Raw genomic sequence first — 18,446 nt, 5'->3', positions numbered from 1 at the left:
TCACCGCGCGCGGGCGATCTCCAGCAGCGCCTCGATGTCGAGCGAGGCTTCCAGATGCGCGGCCAGCGCATCGAGCGTGCGGTCGATCTCGCCCTCGTAGGCGCGGGTTGAGCCGCTGCCCAGTTCCACCAGCAGACCGGCGCGGAACGTGTCCGATGCAAACAGCCCGTGCACATAGGTGCCGGCGATGCGCCCGTTCGCCGAGACCGCGCCGTCCGGCTCGCCGCCCTCGCCCAGCAGCGCGAAGGGACGTGCGGTGTCGGCTCCTTGCGTGCGGCCGATATGGATCTCGTAGCCGGCAAGCGCCGCCCCGCTCGCCGCATGGCGGCCCGTCACCTCGACAAGGCGCTTGTCCGCCGTCAGCACGGTGTCGACGTCGAGCAGGCCAAGCCCGTCGACGGTGCCGGGCGTTCCCTCGATGCCGTCGGGGTCAGAGATGGTGCGCCCGAGCATCTGGTAGCCGCCGCACACGCCCATGACGCGGCCGCCGCGCCGCACATGGGCGGCAAGATCGATGTCCCAGCCCTGCGCGCGGAAGAAGGCGAGATCCCCGACCGTCGACTTGGAGCCGGGCAGCAGCACGAGATCCGCATCCCCCGGCAGCGGCCGGCCCGGCCCGACCAGCTCCAGCGTCACACCCGGCTCCAGCCGCAGCGGATCGAGATCGTCGAAATTGGCGATGCGGCTGATCACCGGCACGGCGATCTTCACCGAGCCGTCGCCGTCGCTTTCCTCCAGCGCCAGCGCATCCTCCGCCGGCAGGCGGTGGGCATCGGCAAACCACGGCACCACGCCGAGCGGGCGCCAGCCGGTGCGCGCGGCGATCTCCCGCACGCCCTCGTCGAACAGGGACACATCGCCGCGGAAGCGGTTGACGAGAAAGGCCTTGATGCGGCTCCGCTCCGCCTCGGGCAGGATCGCATGGGTGCCGACGAGGCTGGCGATCACGCCGCCGCGGTCGATGTCGCCGCACAGGGCGACGGGGATATCCACCGCCTCGGCAAAGCCCATATTGGCGATGTCGCCGGCGCGCAGGTTGATCTCCGCCGGACTGCCCGCCCCTTCCACCAGCACCAGGTCCGCGCCCTCACTGAGCCGGTCGAAACTCTCCAGCACCTTCGGCAGGAGCTCGGCCTTGCGGCTTCCATATTCGCGCGCGCGCATCGTTCCCGCGCGCCGGCCCTGCACGATGACCTGCGCCCCGACATCCGTCTCGGGCTTCAAGAGCACCGGGTTCATGTGCACCGACAGCGGCATGCGTGCGGCCATCGCCTGCAGCGCCTGCGCCCGGCCGATCTCGCCGCCGTCACTGGTCACGGCCGCATTGTTCGACATGTTCTGCGGCTTGAACGGCCGCACCTTCAGCCCGCGATCGGCGAACAGCCGGCACAGGCCCGCCACGACAAGGCTCTTGCCGACATTCGAGCCGGTGCCCTGGATCATCAGGGCGGGGATGCGGCGGCCTGCCGCCATCAGAACTCGATCCCCTCCTGCGGCTTCACACCGGAGCGGAACGGGTGCTTGACCTGCTCCATCTCGGTGACGAGGTCGGCGATCTCGATCAGCTCGTCCTTGGCGTTGCGGCCGGTGACGACGACATGCACGTCCTCCGGCTTCTCGTCGCGCAGGAAGGCGACGACTTCCTCGATAGGCAGGTAGTCGTAGCGCAGCACGATGTTCAGCTCGTCGCACAGGACGAGGCGATGCTCGCGCGAGCGGATCAGGTCCTTGGCCGCTTCCCAGGCGGCGCGGGCAGCGTCGATGTCGCGCTGGCGGTCCTGGGTCTCCCAGGTGAAGCCCTCGCCCATGCGCTTGATGGTGACGAGGTCGGAGAAGCGCTCCAGCGCCATGCGCTCGCCGGTTTCGATGCGGCCCTTGACGAACTGCACCACGGCGACCTTGTGGCCATGGCCGAGCGAGCGGAACACCATGCCGAAGCCGGCCGTCGACTTGCCCTTGCCCTTGCCGGTATGGACGATCAGGAGCCCCTTCTCGATGGTCTTGGTCGCCATGATCTTGTCGCGCGCGGCCTTCTTCTTGCGCATCTTCTCGGCGTGGCGGGCGTTGAGCTCTTCTTCGCTCATTTCTGCCTTCTTGTCGCTCACGAGGTCGTCTCCCTTTCCTGCCCCTGCGGGGTCTCCCCAAGCGGGCTTTCGATGTTCAAGGCAGCGCGCACCGAATTGCGCCGCGGCCGCCACAGATCGCGCTCGACCGCCTCGCGGAAGCGCGCCTCGATTTCCTCCAGCGCCTTCGGATTGGCCGTCTCCAGAAAGGCGCGGACCTCGCCGTCGTCCAGATAGGCATCATAGAGCTGGTCGAAGTGATGGTCGCCCACCGCATTGGTGGTGGCGGCAAAGGCGAAGAGATAGTCCACCGTCGCAGCGATCTCGAACGCGCCCTTGTAGCCGTGGCGCATGACGCCGGCGATCCACTTCGGATTGGCGGCGCGCCCCCGCACCACCCGGCCGATCTCTTCCGACAGGGTGCGGATCACCGGGCGCTCGGGGCGCGAATGGTCGTTGTGATAGATCTTCGGCGCCGCGCCCTTCAGCGTTTCCACCGTCGCGGCGAGCCCGCCTTCGAACTGGTAGTAGTCGTCGCTGTCGAGCAGGTCGTGCTCGCGGTTGTCCTGGTTGTGCAGCACCGCATCGACCTGCGACAGGCGCGCGGTCAGGCTGGCGCGCGCGCCCTCGCCCTTCGCCCCGCCGCCATAGGCATACGAGCCCCAGGCGAGGAACGCGTCGGCAAAGTCCGCGCGGGCCTCCCAGAGCCGCTCGTCGATCAAGGCCTGCAGGCCGGCGCCATAGGCACCGGGCTTCGACCCGAAGACGCGGTAGAGCGCCTGACGGCGGGCCTTTTCCGGGGCAAGGCCGTCCGCCTCCAGCCGGGCGGCTTCCTTGCGGGCGCGCGCGGCGAGCGGGTTGGCGTCCTCCGGCTCCTCCAGCGCAGCGATGGCGGCGACCGCCGATTGGAACAGGTCGACCTGATGCGGGAAGGCATCGCGGAAGAAGCCGGAAATCCGCAGCGTGACGTCGACGCGCGGCCGGCCGAGCTCGGCCAGCGACAGGATGTCGAAGCCGGTGACGCGGCCCGAGCCCGCCTCCCATTTCGGCCGGGCACCGATCAGCGCCAGCGCCTGGGCGATGTCGTCGCCGCCGGTGCGCATGTTGGCCGTGCCCCAGCAGGTCAGCACCACGGCGGCCGGATACTCGCCCTCGTCCTGGAAATGCCGCTCGACCAGCCGCTCGGCACTGGCCGCGCCGATGCGCCAGGAGGTCTCGGTCGGCACCGCGCGTACATCGACGGAGTAGAAGTTGCGGCCCGTCGGCAGCACGTCGGGGCGCCCGCGCGTCGGCGCGCCGGACGGGCCCGGCGGCACGAAGCGCCCGGCAAGACCGGCAAGAACCCCGGCGGTTTCCGCCTCGCCCGAGGCGGTGACGGCCGGGCGGATGCGGGTCTCGATCTCCTCCAGCACGGCGGCGGTCGCGTCAAAGCCGTCCGGCGCGCGGCCCTCCTCCACCAGCTTTGCCGCCAGCAGTTCCAGCCGCTCCACCGTGTCGCCGCAGCTGCGCCAGGGGCTGCTTGTCACCTCTTCAAGCAGCACCGGGCGCGGGCCGTCGAAGGGCAGTTCGTAGGCGCAGGCGAGCGGATCGAAGCCTTCAAGCCCGAGGTCGCGGGCAAGCGCCCGGGTGATGCCCTCATTCGCCGGCCCCTCGCCGCGCGGCACCCGCACCAGCGCCACCAGAAGCGCAGTCAGCAGATCGCCGCCAGGTGCAGCGCCCAGCACATGCAGCCCGTCGCGGATCTGCAGCTCCTTCAGGTCGCACAGATGCGCGTCGAGCCGCGCAAGCCGCGTCTCCTCGTCCATCTCGCTGGTCAGGCCGATGTCGCGGTCGAGACCGTGCCGCTCCGCCGCCTCGAGAATGTCGCGGGTCAGCGCCTTCAGCCGGCGCGGATCGACGCCCTGCGCCAGGTAATACTCGTCGAGCAGCACCTCCAGCTCGGCGGCGACGCCGTGGCTTTCGGCCCGCGCCAGCGGCGGCGTCAGGTGGTCGACGATGACGGCGGAGGTGCGGCGCTTGGCCTGCGCCCCCTCGCCCGGATCGTTGACGATGAAGGGATAGATGTTGGGTAGCGGCCCGAGCACCGCTTCGGGGAAACAGTCTTGCGACAGCGCCAGCGCCTTGCCCGGCAGCCATTCGAGATTGCCGTGCTTGCCCAGATGCACCACGGCGTGGACACCGAATGCCTCGCGCAGCCAGATGTAGAAGGCGAAATAGTGGTGCGGCGGCACCAGGTCCGGGTCGTGATAGGTCGCCTTGGGATCGATGTTGTAGCCACGCGCCGGCTGGATGCCGACGACCGCATTACCGAAGCCCGTCACAGCGAGGCGGAACGCCCCCTCCTCCACATGCGGATCGTCTTGCGGCTCCCCCCAACGGGCGTTGACCGCCTCGCGCACCGCCTGCGGCAGCCGGGCGAAGGCCGCCGCGTAGTCGGCAAGCGGCAGCTCAGCGCCGCCATGGCGCACGCGGCGGGCGGCGATGTCGTTGGTCGGGCCGTCGCTGATCCGCGCCATCAGCTCGGCAGAACCCTGCGGCGCGCCGTCGATGCGGTAGCCCTCGATGGCAAGCGCCTGCAACAGGCGCGCGCAGGAGGCCGGCGTGTCGAGGCCGACGCCATTGGCAAGGCGCCCGTCCTTGTTGGGATAGTTGGCAAGGATCAGCGCCACCTTGCGCTCCGCCGCCGGGGTGGCGGCAAGACGGGCGATCCGCGCGGCCTGGGCGGCGACGAAGGCCACCCGGTCGGGCTTCGGCACGAAGCGCATGGTCGCGGACTGGGTCAGCGGATCGTGCGGCGCCTGCTCCTTGAACGAGACGGCGCGGGTGAGAATGCGCCCGTCCACCTCCGGCATCACCACATGCATGGCGAGATCGCGGATCGACAGGCCCTGGTCGGCGTCGCGCCAGCCCTCTTCCGAGGACGAGGAGAACACCACCTGCAGCACCGGCACGCCCGGCGCATCGAGCGGCGTTCCGCTGTGCGCCTCGCCGGCCTTCGAGACGGCGAAGGCGGTGGCGTTGAGCACCACGGCGGGCGGCGCCTCGGCGAAGAGCGCGGCCAGCACGGAGGCGGATTCGGCCTCCTTCAGCGAGGAGACGAAGATCGGCAGCGGGTTGATGCCCTCGCCCGCCAGAGCTTCGCACAGGGCCTCGACCGGCGCGGTCGCCGCGCTCTGCATCAAGGCCTTGTAGAAGACGATGGCGGCAACGGGGGCGGCAGGATCGGCCCAGGTCGCCCGCAGGTCGGCCAGCGTCGGGCGTGAGCGGCCGGGCAGCAGCAGGCCGGCGCGCGGCAGCGGGCGCGGCGGATCGGGCTCCTCCGCCCCGTCCAGCAGATGCGCGGCGTAGCGCAGGAAGTTGCCGAGATTCTCCGCCCCGCCCTCGGCGAGATAGCGCCACAGGTGCCTCACCTCGTCGACCGGCAGCGTGGAGCGGGCGGCGAGGTCCGCGTCCCAGCGGTCGTCGCCCGGCATCACCGCCAGATGCAGGCCGTGGCCGCGCGCCGTCTCGGTCAGCCGCTCGACGCCATAGGGCCAGTATTCCGCCCCGCCGAGCAGGCGCAGCACGACGAGGCGCGAGCCCGCCACCGTCTGCTCGGCATACATGTCGACCGAATAGGGGTGCGACAGGGCCATCAGGTTGGCAAGACGCAGGCTCGGCTGCCCCGCCCCGCCGCCCGCTGCCACAGCGGCGAGGGAGGCGAGTTCCGTATCGGCGGCCGACAGCACCACGACATCGGCCGGCGACTGGCCGAGATCGACCGCCTCGTCGCCCTGGTCGATGCGTCCGCTGCGCCCTGCGAGAATATGCATGCCGTCTCCTGCCCTGTCGCCGTGCCTAGCCTGCCGCCCGGATCAGGCCGCGAGCGCGCTGGCGAGCAGGCCCTCGACGCGGGCAAGGTCGAAGCCGGCAAGGCCGATCACAACGACCCGGCCGGGACCGCGTGCATCGCGTGCAAACCACGCCTCGACGCGCGGGCCGACCGCCTGCACCATCGCCGGGGCCGCCTTGCCCTCGATGCCGACCGCGCCCTTGATGCGCAGCACGCCGGGCACCGCCATGGCGGCGGCAACGCGCGCCTCCAGGTCCTTCAGCGAGGCCAGCGGGGCGAGCTCGACCACATGGCTGACGAAGTCGTCATGGTCGTGATGATGATGGTGATGATCGTGGTCATGATCGTCGTCGTCGTGATCATGGTCGTGGTCGTGGTCGTCGTGGTGATGATGCTCGTGATGGCTCTCGCGCCCGTGCATGTCCTCTTCCGAGGCGCTCATCCGGCCGAGCAGCACGTCGGCGGCGAGCATGCCCTTTTCCGCCGCAACGATCTCCACCGCCGCGCGAACCCGGCCGGCGACCTCGGCGCGCACGCGCTCCAGCGTCGCCGCGTCGACGAGATCGGCCTTGTTCAGCACGACGAGATCGGCGCAGACCAGCTGGTCCTCGAACAGTTCCTCCACCGGGCTGTCGTGGTCCAGCGCCTCGTCGGCGGCGCGCTGCGCGGCCAGCGCCACCTCGTCGCCCGTCACCCGCCCTTCGGCGACGGCCGCCACATCCACCACCGTCACCACCGCGTCCACCGTCACCCGGTTCCGGACGCTCGGCCAGGAAAAGGCGCGCACCAGCGGCTGCGGCAGGGCAAGGCCCGAGGTCTCGATGACGATGTGGTCCGGCGCCTCGTCACGGGCGATCAGCATTTCCATGGTGGGGAGGAAATCGTCGGCGACGGTGCAGCAGATGCAGCCGTTGGTCAGTTCCACCACCTCTTCCGCGGCGCAGTCCGGATCGGCGCAGCCGTCAACCAGAGAGCCGTCGAAGCCCATGTCGCCGAACTCGTTGACGATGAGGGCGATGCGCTTGCCCTTCGCCTCGCGCAGCAGGTTGGAGAGCAGGGTCGTCTTGCCGGCCCCCAGGAAGCCGGTGACGATGGTGGCCGGGATCTTGCCGGCAGTGCGGGGCGTGGAAGCGGTCATAGACGGATCTCCGGCTGGAGGTGGGATGGCTTGAGAACGAGCGGCAGGCCGGCGGCGACAAGCACCGCTACATCGGCGAGTTCCGCGATGCGGCGATTGAGGCGACCCTGCTCGTCGCGAAAGCGGCGGGCGAGCGCGTTGTCGGGCACGATGCCCGAGCCGACCTCGTTGGTGACGAGAACGACGGGGCCGGGCGCGGCACGCAGCGCCCCGGCGAGCCGGGCCGTTTCCGCTTCCGGATCGGCCTCGGCGAATATGAGGTTGCTGAGCCACAGCGTCAGGCAATCGACGAGGATGGCGCGCCCCTCCGTGCTTTCGGCGGCGATGACGCCGGTCAGATCGCGCGGCTCCTCGATGGTGCGCCAGCCCTCGCCCCGCTGGTCGCGGTGGCGGTCGATGCGCTGGTGCATCTCGTCGTCGAAGGGCGTGCAGGTGGCGACATAGACGCGCTCGCGCTGCGACGCGTTCACCAGCCCTTCGGCATAAAGGCTCTTGCCCGAGCGTGCGCCGCCCGTCACCAGCACGGTGCGGGCCGTGACCTGTACAGAACCGGATGCGGGAGCATCGCTCACGCGCAGGTCTCCCCGCGGCTGGATATGCCGGGAGAGCTGAAGCGGCGGGCGCCCTTCAACGGGAACATTCTGGCCTCCTGCCGTCCACCCGACGGCGCGTGACGTTTCGGGCCGGGCCCTTGAGAAAGGGTCCGGATGATCCGGCTCGTCTCCTGGCTCGCGGGTCAATGCCTCGCCCTGCCCTTCCCGGACCGAAAGGCCCAGTGGTTCACGCAGGAAGGCTCGCCGCTCACAGTTGCGGGGGCAGCTGCGGATTCGGGAGCCCGATTTGGGTCCTCCCCCACCGCATTCCGACTTTCCCCTTTCATCGGACTTCGTCCGTCAGAAAGGACCGGAGGATGACGACTCATAGCCTGCCGAAGGGGCCCGCGTCCAGCAGCGAGGCGGAAAGGCCTTGCATGCCTTCCGCTGCGGAGCATTTGCCGACGCAGGCGAAAAAGCCCCGATACCCGCGGCGCGCTCCGACTGTGGAAAAGTTTTGCGACAAAGGGCTTGGCAAGCGGCGGCGCAGTTTGCTATACGCCTGCCACCGACGCGGTGCAGCTGCCCCGCGTGACTTGTGATCCCCGGTAGCTCAGTGGTAGAGCAAGCGGCTGTTAACCGCTTGGTCGCTGGTTCGAATCCGGCCCGGGGAGCCACTCCTTCTCCAATTCTTCCAAATATCCGATCTGCTGCCACCGCACGACGCATCGCGCCGCGCGGTGATTTGCGTTGCCCTCACCCCTCCCGGTTCAGCTGCCAGATCGAGAAGTTCAGCGCGGCGGCGAAGGTGACCCAGGCGAGATAGGGCACGAGCAGCAGCGCTGCGAGCATGTGCAACGGCCAGAACAGTAGAATCGTCGCGACAATCGACAGCCACACCAGCACGATGTCGATCATGCCGAGGTCCGGGCGGTGCAGGCCGAAGAACAGCGGCGTCCAGATGCCGTTGAGCACCAGCTGGATGCCGTAGACGGTGAACGGCAGGGCGGCACCTGCAAAGCCCGCCTCGCGCCAGACCAGCCAGCCGGACACCGCGATCATCACGTAGAGCACCGTCCAGACCGGCGCGAACAGCTTGTTGGGCGGTCGCCAGGACGGCTTCTTCAGCTGCTCGTACCACTCGCCGGGGCGGAACAGCGCCCCGGTCAGGGCGGCGAGAAAACAGGCTGCCAGAAACCCGAAAAGAGCCGGCAGGGTGGACGCATCCATGAGCTTTGCCTCGACATTTCGCGAAAAATCACATTCGGGGACCGAGCCCCTCCTCCGAGGCCAACGCGCCGCGGCCTGGCCAAGTTCCCTCATTCGGGGCGCGAGACCCTTCGCGAGTCTGACAGGTTCGGCCGGACGCGCAAGACAGCGCCCGCCCTCACGTCTCCTCGGCGAGCGTATGGGCGACCAGCGCATTGGCGTGGCCGTGCCCGAGCCCGTGCGTCGCCTTCAGCCAGGCCACCAGTTCCATGTGTTTCAGGCCGGATTGCGAACGGATCAGATCTTTCCATTCGGCGATGGGACGGCCGTATTTTTTCTCGATGGAGGGAAAGTAGGAGGCCGGCCCCTTCACCGGCGGCTTGCTGTCGGTCGACGACATGGCTGATTTCCTTTGTCTAAAGATCCTGCTGGCGGATCGTGTCGGACGGATGGATGCAGACCAGCTCCAGCTGGCCGGTTCCGACATTGAGATAGCGGTGCGGCACATCGGCCGGCGCAACGACGATGTCCCCGGCAGAGGCGCACAGCCGCTCGCCGCCGACCAGGAACTCCGCCTCGCCTTTCCGCACCACCCAGGTTTCGCGATAGGGATGGACATGCAGCTGCGACCCGGTGCCCGGCGCGCTGTCGGTGACGAACATGGAAACCGGCGAGCCGTAATCCTTCCCCTCGAAACGCACCGTCGGGCTTTCGCCCGGAGCCGGCGACCGATGGCGGCGCACCGAGATATCGGGCCGTCCGGCCACATCGACATTGGCGTGAGCACCGACTGTCATGACAATCTCTCCTCCATTTATCTTGACGTGAAGATACTTCCGGAGATTTGTCTTTGCGTCAAGATAAATATCTTGATATCGAGAGACTGAGCCGTGCGGCCGCCTTCGAGCGGCGGCAGTGACGCAGAGCGGGAGATGCCATGGCGGATCATGTGGACAGGCTGAGGGCGCAGTGGGCGCGGGAGCTGCCGGATCTCGACACCGAGCCGATGGCCATCCTCGGCCGCGCGCGGCGGCTGACGCTGCTGGCCGGCGGCAGCATCGAGAAGACCTTCGCGGGCTTCGGCCTCGACCGCGGCGAGTTCGACGTCATCTCGACTTTGCGCCGCTCCGGCCCACCCTACCGGCTGACGCCGACGGAGCTCTATTCGACGCTGATGATCTCCTCGGGCGGGCTGACCCATCGGCTGGCGCGGCTGGAAAAGGCGGGGCTGGTCGCGCGCGAGAAATCGGCGAGCGACGGACGCAGCCTCGAGGTCGTGCTGACGCCGGCCGGGATCTCGCTGGCGGAAGAGGCGTTCCGGGCGGACATGGCGAACGAGGCGCGGTATCTCGCAAGCCTTGCCCCGACTGAGCGCGAGGCGCTGGCCGGGTTGCTGCGTGCGCTTCTGGAAGAGATCGAGGCCGCGGAGGCCAAGGCCTGAGCGGCCCCGCCCTCCTTCGCCCCGGCCTCAGGCCGCGGTCAGGCGCAGCCGCGTGCTCCAGGGGTCGGCGATGACGAGGCCGTCGCTCCCCTCCCCGTCCAGTTCCCACCCCGCCTTGCGCGCCGCATCGGCGATGGCCCCGGCCCGGCCGGCCTCACGCAGCACGATCTCCAGTTCGGCAAGGCCGGTGCGGCCGGCTTTGCGCGGTCCCGCGCCCCGGCTGTTCCAGATGTTGCCGGCCAGCTGGTGGTGATAGCCGCCCGAGCCGTAGAAGCTTGCGCCGGGATAGCGCGCGGCGATGTCGAAGCCGAGCAGCCCAGCATAGAAGGCGTCGGCCGTATCGGTGGCCCCGACCTGCAGGTGCACATGGCCGACGAGGGTGCCGGCCGGCGCGCCCTGCCACTGCGTGCCCCCCGCGGAGGCCAGCAGCGAGGGCGCATCCAGCGGGTCCGTCGACATGACGATGGCTCCGGACGCATCGGTCCAGGCGAACGGAGCGCGGTCGGCATAGATCTCGATGCCGTTGCCTTCCGGGTCGGCGAGATAGACCGCCTCGCTCACCTTGTGGTCGGAGGCGCCCTGCAGGCGCAGGCCGCGCGCGGCGGCGAAGGCGAGCCAGCGGCCAAGGTCGGCGCGCGTCGGCAGCAGGAAGGCCGTGTGGAACAGCCCAGCTTCCGAGCGCGGCGCGATCTCGAGGCCGGCATCGCCGCGCAGGCGCAGCAGCGGCACCCCGCCGGCGCCGAGCAGCGCATCGGCGCCGTCCGTGCCGAGGTCTTCAAGGCCCAGCACATCGCGATAGAAGGCGGCGACGCGCGCGCCGTCGCGCACCGCAAGCGTCACGACGCCGACGCGCATCGGCGCTGCGGCCATGTCGAAACGGTCGGCCTGCGCGCCGGTCCGGGTGTCGCCGGTCCGGCTATCGAGGGTGGTGGCGGACATGACTGTCTCCAGGTCTTAACGCGGGACGGAACGCCCGCAGTCTGTGACCTCGAATGTGCGCCTCACGCGGCGCAATTACAATCCGCCGCTCCCTCACAGTATCGTTCACGAAACGCGAACAATGGGTATCGCCCCGTGCAGCCCGGTATCAGGCCGCGTCGAAGCGGGCGAGGAAGTCGCGCACCGAGCTTCTCAGGTTGCCCGCCTCGCGATGCACCGTGCGCGAGAGCTCGCGCACGGTCGCGGCCTCCTTGCCGGTCTCGCCGATGGCGGAGGACATTTCGCCCATCGTGTCGGCGACCTCGCTGGTGCGGGTGGAGGCCTGCTGCGCATGCTGGCTGATGTCGCCGGTCGCCTGGCCCTGCTGGTCGACGGCCTCGGCGATCGATCCGGTGAAGCCGTCGACATCCTGCATGGTGCGGGTGATCTCGCCGATGGCCGCCACCGCGTCTTCGGTGGAGCCCTGGATCGCCGCGATCTGGGAGCCGATCTCCTCCGTCGCCTTGGAGGTCTGGGTTGCCAGCTCCTTCACCTCGGCCGCAACGACCGCAAAGCCGCGACCGGCCTCGCCGGCGCGTGCTGCCTCGATGGTGGCGTTCAGCGCTAGGAGGTTGGTCTGCTCGGCGATGGCCTGGATCAGGGTCACCACTTCGCCGATCTTGGCAGCGCCCGCCGCCAGCCGCGATACGGTCTCGTTGGTGCGTCTTGCGTGGTCGCTCGCCCGCGACACGACCTCGGTGGTCGAGGAGACCTGCCGGGCGATTTCCGAAATCGAGGACGACAGTTCCTCCGCCGCGGCCGCCACGGTCTGGACATTGTCCGAGGCATGGCGCGAGGCGGCTGTGGTGCGCTCCGACAACTCGCCCGAGCGCGTGCTCATCCGCTCCAGCGTGTCGACGGCCTTCATCAGGTCGCCGGCCGCCCCGTCCAGGCTGTCGAAGAAGGCGCGGGTTGTCTCGTGGAAAGACTGCGCGGTGCGGCGTTCCAGCTCGCGCTGTTCAATGGCGCGGCGCTGCTCCTGCTCGGCAGCCTCCTCGGCCAGCTGGCGCTGGCGGATCACGCCGTCGCGGAACCGGGCCAGCGCCTCGGACAGGCGCCCCAGTTCGTCGCGCGAACGCCAGGCCGGCGCCGGGGCATCGGTCTCGCCATCGGCATAGGCGCGCGCCAGACGGTCGAGATCGCGCAGCCGCATCGCCACGGACCGGTGCACGAAGACGGTCCCCGCGAGGAAGACCAGGATCATCGCGGCGACGCCGCCGAGACTGACGGTGCGCGCCCATTCGGCTTCGGACCGCAGGCTCGCGAGGCTGACCGCCATCGACTGATGGATCAGCTCTTCGGCCTCGTCCGCACGGGCAACGAAGCTCTCGAACGTTGCGTCGAAAATCTCGTCGGCCTTCGATCCGGCCGCCCCCGAGGCGCCGGATGCGAGGCCGGCATAGCGTTCGCGCGCCGCCTCCTCGAACGTGTCGATCTTGGTCTCGACGTCCTGCACGATCTCGCGCACCGCCGGATCGGAGGTCGCGATGAAGGTGCCCTCATCGTTGCTGCCGCCTTCCAGGATCGCGCGGGCATAGAACCGCGCCTCGCCGATCAGCCGCCAGACCTCGTCGATGCTCTCGCCCTCGTCGCCGGACATGATCTCCTCGAACAGAAGATGGGCATGGGTGGCGGTGAGCTTGATTTCCATCGCCGCATCGGCGAGCGGCGCCTCGGCCTCGCCCAGGTCGATGCCGTTCTCTCCCACCCGCTGGGTGGCGTTGAAGGAGATGAGGCTGCTGATGATCGCCACGCCGATCAACAGGGCCATCGTGGCCCCGATCTTGTGGGCGACACTGAGACTGAACGTTCCGCTGCGCATTTCGCCCCTCCGGACTCGGACGTGACCTTGAGCCGAGAGTGGGATCGTCACCGTGAACGCTAGGTAAATCTGTCTAGAAAACAGAAACGAGACTGAATTGACTGGCGAATTCATCGCTATGCCGCTCGAGAATTCGAATCGCCTCAACAAAAAGCGGCAAGATCCGGAGCCGAACTGCATTTCGGGGGGATCCCGGCCCGCCGGCCGGCAAGGCTTGCATCGGCCCCGCTTTCGCCGCTAAGCCGAGGAAGGATCGCTGCGACCGGGCACCGTTCGAGGGTGTGCGGCCGCTTCGCAAGCATGGCAGGACAGGCATGGAACAGACACGCAAACCCACCACGGCAGCCTTCGGCACTCTGACCCTTGCCAGGGTCTTGGCCGGAGTCCTGGCCGGAGTCCTGGCCGGCACCGCGCTGGCCGGTTCGCCGCAGCCCGCGACGGCACAGGACGAGGCCTGGTCGGTGAAGGTGACGGGCAGCGCCGCCTATCGCGAGCGCATCGCCATCGGCAGCACCGCGGAGCTGGTGGTCGAATTGCGCGAGATGGCGGCGCTCCAGCCGCAGGTCGACCCGGCGACCGTGCGCCTCGTTGCCGAAAACCGCCAGAAGCTGGAAGGCCGGCAGGTGCCGGTCCCCTTCTACCTGAAGGTCGAGGGCGCCAACCTCGTGCCCGGCACGAGCTACGCCCTGCGCCTGCAGCTCACAGACGGCAACGGGCCGGGCTGGGTTTCCCTGCCGATCGCGGTCGAGATCGCAGCGGATGCGGCCGGCAAGATCGAGATCGACGCCGGCAACGTGCTGCTGGCGCGCGGCCTGCCGGTCCAGGTCACCGCGAGCCTTGCCTGCGGCGACGTCACGGGCCGGCTGCGGCAGACCGGCGAGAGCGCGGTGCTGGACCTTGGCGATGAAACGCTGGCCCTGACGCAGACGCCGGCCGCCAGCGGCGTGCGCTACGAGGCGGACGGCGATGCCACCACCGTTCTGTGGACCAAGGGGCTGGAAGCGAGCTTCACCTTGCGCGGACAGGAGCAGCCGCCCTGTACGCTGGAGGTCGAGACGCCGGAGATCGCCTCGGGCATGGACACGCTGCCCGGCGGCGAATGGGTGGTCGAGGACATCTCGAGAAGCGGCATCATCGACAATTCGCGCGTGACGCTGATCTTTGCCGCCGACGGCCAGCTCGGCGGGCGGGCCACCTGCAACAGCTACGGCACCCGCTTTGCCACCAATGGCGAGCGCATCGCCATCGACCCGCGCGCGATCTCGACGATGATGGCCTGCGCCCCGGCGTTGATGAACCAGGAGCGCAAGTTCCTCGACACCCTGCCGAAGCTCACCGGCTGGCGCATCGACGAGACGGGCGCCCTGCTGCTGGAAGGCGGCGACGGCGCCTTGGTGAAGGCCCGCCGCGACGGCTGATCGAGGCCTTGGCCCGGCGAGCGTCAGTCGGTCGCCAGCATCACCTCGGAGGCCTTGACGATCACATGCACCTTGCCGCCGGTCTCGATGCCGAGATCGGCGACCGCGTCGCTGGTGATCATCGAGGTGATGACGTTGCCGCCGCCGATATCGACGCGAACCTGGCTGTTCACCGGTCCTTCCTTGATTTCGAGGACCGTGCCCGAAAGGACGTTCCTGGCGCTGATCTTCATGGACTGATCTCCTTTTCTCGTCAGGGTCTGCGGCGGCCAGCGGGCGCGCGCCTCCTGGCGATATTGGCCCGCACCGCCTCGGCGGCAAGGCCCGCGGCAAATCCCGGCAGCACGCCGAGGCCGAACGTGCCGAGGGCGGTGGCGGCGATCACCGGCCGGCAGTCGGGCCGGGCATCGAACAGGCGGCGGCTGAAGGCAAGGTCCCAGGCGGCATAGAGCAGCAGCGCGCCGGCGACCGGTGCGGGGATACGGGCCAGCAGCTCCACCACCGCATCGCCCGACAGGGCCGCGGCAGCGCACAGGCCCGCCAGCAGCAGCGGGGCGAGCATCCCCCGCGCGCCGAAGCGGTGATGACCGGAAATGCCGCCCGCACCATGGCACATCGGCAGGGCGCCGAGCGGCGCCATCGCCAGATTGACGAGGCCCGACGTCGCGGCCAGCCGGCGCTCGCCGACATGCTGCGCTGCATCGCCGTGCAGCGACCGTGCGACGGCGGCCGCCACCACGACGGCATTGAGCAGCGTCAGCGGCAGCTGCGGCAGCACGCCGAACGTCACGGCATCGAGCAGGGACGGCGCATGCGCTGTCGACCCGGCCGCGCCGCCAGCGGCAAGCAGCGTCGATCCGGGCGCGGAGAGCCCGTCGCCCAGCAGCGGGCCGAATGCGACGGCGGCGACCACCAGAAGCAGGGCCCAGGGCCCGCGCGGCAGCACGAAGCTCAGCGCCAGCACGGCGACGGCCGCCGCACCCAGCAGCCATTGCCCGCCGATCATCCGCAAAGCCAGGGCGCCGAGCAGCAGGCCGAGGCCCGCTTGCAGGCCGGTGACAACGGATTGCGGAATGGCGCGCGCGGCCCGCACCAGATGCGGCGTGCAGGCGAAACCGACCAGCAGCGCGCCGAGCAGCGCCCCGCCCCAGGCGATCTCGACGCCAGCGACGGTGCCGGTCAGGATCGCCACGCCGAACGCCTTCATCGGCTGCACGGCAATGGGCAGGCGGTAGACCAGCGCCACCATCAGGTAGGCGACGGCGAAACCGGCGAAGACCGGCGCGGGCGCGGCCAGCCCGGCAACCAGCACCAGAACCACATAGGGAAGGAACGTGCCGAGATCGCCGCAGGCGCCGGACGCCTCGGCCAGCACATGCGCCAGCCCGTCGCGCACAGGCCTTCGCTGCGGCGCGCCCGGCGTCATCGCCTTCTTGATCATGCTTTTTTGTGCATTTTCATGCATTATTTTCGTTTTTCTTATGCAAGATCCCAACACCTCGCCAACAGCATCCCGAAGATTTCGCAGGAATGCAACGTTCTCCGCATTTTTCATCATGAGATTTGCCAAGAGATGCCGTCGACCGGTGGATTTTTAGATCTTTTTGTGTATTTCTTCCCACAAGAGGGAGAAATCACAGGCATGCAGAACTTCGCGTCCGTTCTGGGCGACGCGGTTGCCCTGATCCTGTCGGGCGACGCGGACCTGATGGAAATCATCGCACTGTCCCTGCGCGTCACGATCACGGCGGTGATCGTCGCCTGCCTGATCGGCCTGCCGCTCGGCGCCGTCGTCGGCGCCTTCCGCTTTCCCGGCCGCACGCTGGCGACCGTCCTGCTCAACTCGCTGATGGGCCTGCCGCCGGTCGTCGTCGGCCTCATCGTCTACCTGGCACTGTCCGCCTCCGGCCCGCTGGGTCCTCTCGGCCTGCTCTACACGCCGACGGCGATGGTGATCGCCCAGACCATCCTGGTGACGCCGATCGTCGCCGCCCTCACCCGCCAGGTGATCGAGGATCTCGACCGCGAATATTCCGAACAGTTCCGCTCGCTCGGCGTCGGCCCCGTCACCCGCATCGCTGCGCTGCTGTGGGATGCGCGCTACAGCCTGCTGACCGTGGCGCTGGCCGGCTTCGGCCGCGCGGTTGCCGAGGTCGGCGCGGTGATCATCGTCGGCGGCAACATCAACCACGTCACCCGGGTCATGACGACGACGATCGCGCTGGAAACCTCCAAGGGCAACCTGGAGCTGGCGCTGGCGCTCGGCGTCGTGCTGCTGGTCATCGCCGTCCTGGTGAACGCTGCCGTCATGGGCCTGCGCGCCTCCGCCGCGAGGGCCGCCTATGCGTGAGGCAGCAGCCAGAACCGAAGTGCAAGACGCCGCGAACCCTGACGCGGCGGGCGTCCCCGCCCTGCTGGAGGCGCAGGGCCTGCGGCTGGAGATCGGCGGCAAGCGCCTGGTCGACGGCATCGACATCCGCATCGGCGAAGGTCGCAAGACCATGATCATGGGCGCCAACGGCGCCGGCAAGAGCCTCTTGCTGCGGCTCCTGCACGGGCTGATCGCCCCGACGGCGGGCCGGATAACCTGGCGCGGCGGCCCGCTCGGCAGGAGCGCCCGGCATGCCCAGGCGATGGTCTTCCAGCGTCCGGTGATGCTGCGCCGCTCGGTGCTCGCCAATCTCGCCTTCGCACTCAAGGTGCGAGGCCTGCGCGGCAGCGCGCGCGAGGCGCGCATTGCCGAGGCGCTGGACAAGGCACGGCTCGGCGATCTTGCCCGCAGCCCGGCCCGGGTGCTGTCGGGCGGCGAGCAGCAGCGCCTTGCCCTTGCCCGCGCGCTCGCCTGCGATCCCGAACTGCTGTTTCTCGACGAGCCGACGGCGAGCCTCGACCCGGCTTCGACCCAGGCCATCGAAAGCCTGATCGCCGACGCCAACCGGCGCGGCGTCACGGTCGTGATGGTGACCCACGACCTCGGCCAGGCCCGGCGGCTGGCGGACGACATCGTCTTCCTGCATGCCGGCCGGGTCGCGGAGAGCGGCCCCGCCTCGCGGGTGCTCTCCTCCCCCCGTTCCGAAGCCGCCAGAGCGTGGCTGGAAGGGCGCCTTTTCCTCGACGGACAGGGCGCGCAAAGCTGATCAACAAAGAGGGAGTCTCAACATGCTTCGTCGTCAGTTCCTGACACTCGCGGCAGCCGGCCTTCTGGCCACGGGCCTTGCCGCCCCGCTGCATGCGGAAGAAAAGTTCATCGTGGTCCAGTCCACCACCTCGACGCAGAACTCGGGCCTGTTCGAGTTCATGCTGCCGAAGTTCCAGGAAAAGACCGGCATCGAGGTGCGCGTCGTGGCCGTGGGCACCGGCCAGGCGATCAAGAACGCTGCCAATGGCGACGGCGACGTGCTGTTCGTCCATGCCAAGCCGGCGGAAGAGAAGTTCGTTGCCGACGGCGACGGCGTGAAGCGCTTCGACGTCATGTACAACGACTTCGTCATCGTCGGCCCGCCGTCGGATCCGGCTGGTGTCGCCGGCTCCAACAATGTCACTGAGGCGCTGAAGAAGATCGCCGAGGCCAAGGCCCCGTTCGCCTCGCGCGGCGACGACAGCGGCACCCACAAGGCCGAGCTGCGCCTGTGGAAGGCGGCAGACGTGGACGTCAAGGCCGCGTCGGGCGGCTGGTATCGCGAGACCGGCTCGGGCATGGGCGCGACGCTCAACACCGGCACCGGCATGGGCGCCTACATCATGACCGACCGCGCCACCTGGATCTCCTTCGGCAACAAGGGCGAGTACAAGGTCGCCGTCGAGGGCGACGAGAAGATGTTCAACCAGTACGGCATCATTCTCGTGAACAAGGAGAAGCACCCGACCGTGAAGGCCGATCTCGGCCAGCAGTTCGTCGACTGGGTGATCTCCGACGAGGGCCAGCAGGTCATCGCCGACTACAAGATCGACGGCCAGCAGCTGTTCTTCCCGAACGCCAAGGCCGGCAGCTGAGGCGCACGCCGCCCGGCAA

General features: G+C 69.1%; 17 protein-coding genes, 1 tRNA gene and 1 riboswitch. Of the genes, 6 read left to right on the top strand and 12 right to left on the bottom strand.

Translation table 11 applies throughout. The features are described from left to right. The 5 genes from GH266_RS22195 to cobU are packed head-to-tail and all read right to left on the bottom strand — an operon-like array spanning position 1 to position 7,605. Complete coding sequence (locus GH266_RS22195) at positions 1-1,473, bottom strand: cobyric acid synthase (RefSeq protein ID WP_244953737.1); 1,473 nt, start codon at positions 1,471-1,473, stop codon at positions 1-3. After that, entirely contained in the window at positions 1,473-2,084 is a 612-nt protein-coding gene (gene cobO / locus GH266_RS22190; RefSeq protein WP_158196361.1) for a cob(I)yrinic acid a,c-diamide adenosyltransferase, read from the bottom strand. The genes GH266_RS22195 and cobO overlap by 1 nt, the downstream gene beginning before the upstream one ends. Before the next feature lie 17 nt (positions 2,085-2,101). Then, positions 2,102-5,875, bottom strand: a complete 3,774-nt coding sequence (gene cobN, locus GH266_RS22185; protein WP_158195782.1) for a cobaltochelatase subunit CobN — start codon at positions 5,873-5,875, stop codon at positions 2,102-2,104. 42 nt (positions 5,876-5,917) lie between these two features. Continuing rightward, complete coding sequence (gene cobW / locus GH266_RS22180) at positions 5,918-7,033, bottom strand: cobalamin biosynthesis protein CobW (RefSeq protein ID WP_158195781.1); 1,116 nt, start codon at positions 7,031-7,033, stop codon at positions 5,918-5,920. After that, on the bottom strand, positions 7,030-7,605 hold the full coding sequence (gene cobU / locus GH266_RS22175) for a bifunctional adenosylcobinamide kinase/adenosylcobinamide-phosphate guanylyltransferase (protein WP_158195780.1): 576 nt from the start codon (positions 7,603-7,605) through the stop codon (positions 7,030-7,032). Before cobU ends, cobW begins: the two co-directional genes overlap by 4 nt. Positions 7,606-7,730: 125 nt before the next feature. After that, a riboswitch (cobalamin riboswitch) is annotated at positions 7,731-7,956 on the bottom strand. Between the two features lie 212 nt (positions 7,957-8,168). Between cobU and GH266_RS22170 the strand changes: the two genes are divergently transcribed. Then, positions 8,169-8,243: transfer RNA gene (locus tag GH266_RS22170), tRNA-Asn, on the top strand. Between the two features lie 79 nt (positions 8,244-8,322). Here GH266_RS22170 and GH266_RS22165 read toward each other — a convergent pair. The 3 genes from GH266_RS22165 to GH266_RS22155 form a co-directional block, all read right to left on the bottom strand. Further along, a complete protein-coding gene (locus tag GH266_RS22165) occupies positions 8,323-8,796 on the bottom strand; it encodes a TspO/MBR family protein (protein ID WP_158195779.1) in 474 nt (157 codons plus the stop codon). 157 nt (positions 8,797-8,953) lie between these two features. After that, positions 8,954-9,175, bottom strand: coding sequence for a DUF4287 domain-containing protein (locus GH266_RS22160; RefSeq protein WP_158195778.1), 222 nt, complete (start codon positions 9,173-9,175; stop codon positions 8,954-8,956). A gap of 16 nt (positions 9,176-9,191) precedes the next feature. Further along, complete coding sequence (locus GH266_RS22155; RefSeq protein ID WP_158195777.1) at positions 9,192-9,572, bottom strand: cupin domain-containing protein; 381 nt, start codon at positions 9,570-9,572, stop codon at positions 9,192-9,194. 140 nt (positions 9,573-9,712) lie between these two features. On the opposite strand from GH266_RS22155, the gene GH266_RS22150 reads away from it, so the two are divergent. Beyond that, the gene (locus GH266_RS22150; RefSeq protein ID WP_158195776.1) at positions 9,713-10,216 is read left to right on the top strand and encodes a MarR family winged helix-turn-helix transcriptional regulator; all 504 of its coding nucleotides are present in this window, start codon (positions 9,713-9,715) and stop codon (positions 10,214-10,216) included. A gap of 27 nt (positions 10,217-10,243) precedes the next feature. Here GH266_RS22150 and GH266_RS22145 read toward each other — a convergent pair whose 3' ends face one another. Both GH266_RS22145 and GH266_RS22140 read right to left on the bottom strand, forming a co-directional pair. Beyond that, on the bottom strand, positions 10,244-11,155 hold the full coding sequence (locus GH266_RS22145; RefSeq protein ID WP_158195775.1) for a VOC family protein: 912 nt from the start codon (positions 11,153-11,155) through the stop codon (positions 10,244-10,246). Positions 11,156-11,303: 148 nt separating this feature from the next. Continuing rightward, on the bottom strand, positions 11,304-13,016 hold the full coding sequence (locus GH266_RS22140; RefSeq protein WP_158195774.1) for a methyl-accepting chemotaxis protein: 1,713 nt from the start codon (positions 13,014-13,016) through the stop codon (positions 11,304-11,306). Between the two features lie 314 nt (positions 13,017-13,330). Between GH266_RS22140 and GH266_RS22135 the strand changes: the two genes are divergently transcribed. Continuing rightward, positions 13,331-14,434: an META domain-containing protein gene (locus GH266_RS22135; protein WP_158195773.1), complete on the top strand. Its 1,104-nt coding sequence runs from the start codon at positions 13,331-13,333 to the stop codon at positions 14,432-14,434. A 23-nt stretch (positions 14,435-14,457) separates the two neighbouring features. Here the strand turns inward: GH266_RS22135 and GH266_RS22130 are convergent, their stop codons facing one another. Next, positions 14,458-14,667: a TOBE domain-containing protein gene (locus GH266_RS22130; protein ID WP_158195772.1), complete on the bottom strand. Its 210-nt coding sequence runs from the start codon at positions 14,665-14,667 to the stop codon at positions 14,458-14,460. Between the two features lie 20 nt (positions 14,668-14,687). After that, positions 14,688-15,875: a molybdate transporter family protein gene (locus GH266_RS22125; RefSeq protein WP_158195771.1), complete on the bottom strand. Its 1,188-nt coding sequence runs from the start codon at positions 15,873-15,875 to the stop codon at positions 14,688-14,690. 201 nt (positions 15,876-16,076) lie between these two features. Between GH266_RS22125 and GH266_RS22120 the strand changes: the two genes are divergently transcribed. The 3 genes from GH266_RS22120 to GH266_RS22110 are packed head-to-tail and all read left to right on the top strand — an operon-like array spanning position 16,077 to position 18,427. After that, positions 16,077-16,784 carry an ABC transporter permease gene (locus GH266_RS22120; protein ID WP_158195770.1) on the top strand — a complete coding sequence of 236 codons (708 nt, stop codon included), beginning with the start codon at positions 16,077-16,079 and terminating at the stop codon, positions 16,782-16,784. After that, entirely contained in the window at positions 16,777-17,571 is a 795-nt protein-coding gene (locus GH266_RS22115) for an ATP-binding cassette domain-containing protein (protein ID WP_158195769.1), read from the top strand. The genes GH266_RS22120 and GH266_RS22115 overlap by 8 nt, the downstream gene beginning before the upstream one ends. A 22-nt stretch (positions 17,572-17,593) precedes the next feature. Continuing rightward, the gene (locus tag GH266_RS22110) at positions 17,594-18,427 is read left to right on the top strand and encodes an ABC transporter substrate-binding protein (protein ID WP_158195768.1); all 834 of its coding nucleotides are present in this window, start codon (positions 17,594-17,596) and stop codon (positions 18,425-18,427) included. Positions 18,428-18,446 lie beyond the last annotated feature (19 nt).

Source organism: Stappia indica, from assembly GCF_009789575.1.
GTDB lineage: Bacteria > Pseudomonadota > Alphaproteobacteria > Rhizobiales > Stappiaceae > Stappia > Stappia indica_A.
Note: the sequence above shows the minus strand (reverse complement) of the source record. Positions and strands in the feature narration are given on the sequence as shown.